We start from the raw sequence: 2,529 nt of genomic DNA, 5'->3' as shown, positions 1-2,529 counted from the left end.
GGTCCGCGTAGACGGCCACGCTCGCGATCCCGGCGTCCCGGCAGGCCCGGGCCACGCGGACAGCGATTTCGCCACGGTTGGCGATGAGCACCTTGCGCACGATTGAGGCTCCCTCCTTGAAACAAGCCGAGTTTAGGGACTGCCGACACGGCACTTCGACCCGTCCCCAATGGTGAGCTTGCCCACACGGAGCGTGATTCGAGGCTCGCTCGACCCGCGAAAGCCCTAGTCGCACCTTGGTACGCAGGACTCCTTCGGAAAACCCTAGCCCGCCGGTGTGGTCAAGGTCTCTGTGAGAGGGTGCTGCGGCCCACTTCGTTTCTTTGTGGAGTCCCTACGAATGGCCCAATGAATCTTTGCCCTCGGCAGGACCCTTGTCCCCAGGTTTACCGGTTAGTAGCGTTCGCGATGTCTGACAGTACTGGCGGTAACAGGGCTCCGGGTGGAGCGGTGGTCGGAAGTGGGTGGATCCGGTGGTGCGCAGACCGGTGGCATGGGTCGTGGCGGTCGTGCTCTTCGCGGAGGCCCTCGGCTTCGCGGCGGTGAACTGGCTCCTCGGTGAGGTCGTCCACCGGCAGCGGATGTCCCTGGCCGGTCTGGACTCGAACATGATGTCGACGTCCTCGAAGATCGCCGGAGTGGTCTTCGGCCTCTACCTCGCCCTGTGCGCTCTGGTCGCCCTGCTCGTCGCCGTGCGGGGCCGCCGCCCGGCCGGGTTCGGACGCGGGCTGCTCGTCAGCGCGGCCGTGGTCCACGCGCTGCTGGGCGCCTTCGCATGGGGACTGGTGGGCTGGGCGGCGTTCCTGTTCATGATCGTCGTACTGGCGCTGATCGTGCTGCTCCTGATGACGTACGACCCGCAGGCGGAGCCGCGGGAACCGCGGGCCGGCGCGTCGGCGGGCGGCCCGCAGGGCGGCGGGCCGCGCGGGCCGGCCCCGGCGGCCCCTCCGGCCGAGCCCACGGCCCCCTGAACCGGCCTCGGCTCCCCGCCGCGCCCACGGCCGCAGGCCTGGCCCGCGGCCCTCTGCCCGGCCCGGTACCTCAGGCACGGTCGCTCGGCCGAGCCCGCGGTCCCCTGACCGGCCCGGTACCTCAGGGCGGACTCAGTTCTCCTCGGCCGGGGCCCACAACTCGGTGATACCCACGCCGAGTTCCGCCAGCAGCCTGCGCAGCAGGGGCAGGCTGAGGCCGATGACGTTGCCGTGGTCGCCGTCGATGCCGTCGATGAACGGGGCCGAACGGCCGTCCAGCGTGAAGGCGCCGGCCACGTGGAGGGGCTCGCCCGAGGCGACGTACGCGGCGATCTCCTCGTCCGTCGGCTCGCCGAAGCGGACCACGGTGGAGGCGGTGGCCGCGGCGTGACGGCCGCCGGCCGTGTCCCAGACGCAGTGCCCGGTCTGGAGCGTCCCGGCCCTTCCGCGCATCGCCTTCCAGCGGGCGAGCGCCTCCTCGGCGTCGGCGGGCTTGCCGAGGGCCCGGCCGTCGAGGTCCAGCACCGAGTCGCAGCCGATCACCAGGGCGCCCTTGACCTCCGGCCGGGCCGCCACTACGGAGGCCTTCGCCTCGGCGAGGGCGAGCGCCAGTTCGGCGGGCGTGGGCGCGGTGATCGCGTCCTCGTCGACCCCGCTGACGATCACCTCCGGGTCCAGCCCGGCCTGCCGGAGCAGAGCGAGCCGGGCGGGGGACTGGGAGGCGAGTACGAGTCGGCGGCGCGGCTGGTCAGTCATGCGGCCAGCGTATCGGCGCAGGCGGCAGCGCTCACCTCAGACCGATCGCCACCATCGCGACCACCATGGCCAGCGCCACGAGAACACCGAGCCGCCGCAACATGGCCTGCATGTCGCGCAGTTCCTTCGGCGGCTCGTTCTCGGGGTCGGACCACAGCATTCCTCGATGGTCCGGCGACGGGCGGGTGCGGCGCCTGAGTACGCGTACTCAAGTTGGCGCCGGGGCGGCCCCGGGCGTCCTGGGGGTGGCTCGGGGCCGGGCCCGGGGCGGTCAGCCGGGCCAGTACGTGCGGGACCAGGCCGCCGGGCCGGGGCGGGGGATCCGGTGGTCGGCGATGCGGGACGGGTCGGCCCAGGAGTCCCGGGGGCGGGGCGCGCCGGACGGACGGTCGGCCGCCGCCGCGGCGCGCGCCCGGACCACCGCCAGTGCGGCGGCCAGCTCCTCCGGGGTGGGGTTGCCTCGTACGACCTTGATGGTCATGTGGTCTCCCAGGGGCTCACAGGGGGATGTTGCCGTGCTTCTTCGGGGGGAGGGTTTCCCGTTTGGTGCGCAGGTGACGCAGGCCGCGGATGATGTGGGAGCGGGTGTCGGAGGGGGTGATCACGGCGTCGACGTAGCCGCGTTCGGCGGCGGTGTAGGGGTTGAGGAGGGTGTCCTCGTACTCGCGGATGAGGCGGGCGCGGGTGGTGTCGGCGTCGTCGCCGGCGTCGGTGATGGTGCGGCGGTGCAGGATGTTGACGGCGCCCTGGGCGCCCATGACGGCGATCTGGGCGGTGGGCCAGGCGAGGTTGAGGTCGGCGC

Annotated in this window: 6 protein-coding genes; 1 reads left to right on the top strand and 5 read right to left on the bottom strand. The window is 72.6% G+C overall.

The features are described from left to right. A partial coding sequence (locus ACFC02_RS42275) for a biotin carboxylase N-terminal domain-containing protein (protein ID WP_157847070.1) occupies positions 1-100 on the bottom strand: 100 nt, incomplete at its 3' end. 373 nt (positions 101-473) lie between these two features. On the opposite strand from ACFC02_RS42275, the gene ACFC02_RS42270 reads away from it, so the two are divergent. After that, positions 474-971 carry a hypothetical protein gene (locus tag ACFC02_RS42270; protein WP_376368303.1) on the top strand — a complete coding sequence of 166 codons (498 nt, stop codon included), beginning with the start codon at positions 474-476 and terminating at the stop codon, positions 969-971. Between the two features lie 132 nt (positions 972-1,103). Here ACFC02_RS42270 and ACFC02_RS42265 read toward each other — a convergent pair whose 3' ends face one another. From ACFC02_RS42265 to ACFC02_RS42250, 4 genes are all read right to left on the bottom strand, one after another. Continuing rightward, positions 1,104-1,727, bottom strand: a complete 624-nt coding sequence (locus ACFC02_RS42265) for a nucleoside triphosphate pyrophosphatase (protein WP_376368301.1) — start codon at positions 1,725-1,727, stop codon at positions 1,104-1,106. A gap of 31 nt (positions 1,728-1,758) precedes the next feature. Next, positions 1,759-1,887, bottom strand: a complete 129-nt coding sequence (gene mmpB, locus ACFC02_RS42260; protein WP_376368299.1) for a morphogenic membrane protein MmpB — start codon at positions 1,885-1,887, stop codon at positions 1,759-1,761. Between the two features lie 111 nt (positions 1,888-1,998). Further along, entirely contained in the window at positions 1,999-2,208 is a 210-nt protein-coding gene (locus ACFC02_RS42255) for an acyl-CoA carboxylase epsilon subunit (RefSeq protein WP_376368297.1), read from the bottom strand. A 16-nt stretch (positions 2,209-2,224) separates the two neighbouring features. Further along, positions 2,225-2,529 (bottom strand): carboxyl transferase domain-containing protein (locus tag ACFC02_RS42250; protein ID WP_376368295.1); only part of this gene is annotated, 305 nt, incomplete at its 5' end.

This window comes from Streptomyces sp. NPDC056160, from assembly GCF_042268205.1.
Lineage (GTDB): Bacteria > Actinomycetota > Actinomycetes > Streptomycetales > Streptomycetaceae > Streptomyces.
This window is presented reverse-complemented; position numbering and strand designations above follow the sequence as displayed.

Coding starts and splice junctions, on each gene's coding strand:
- ACFC02_RS42265 (WP_376368301.1), bottom strand. CDS start 1,727: ATGACTGACCAGCCGCGCCGCCGACTCGTACTCGCCTCCCAGTCCCCC.
- ACFC02_RS42255 (WP_376368297.1), bottom strand. CDS start 2,208: ATGACCATCAAGGTCGTACGAGGCAACCCCACCCCGGAGGAGCTGGCC.
- mmpB (WP_376368299.1), bottom strand. CDS start 1,887: ATGCTGTGGTCCGACCCCGAGAACGAGCCGCCGAAGGAACTGCGCGAC.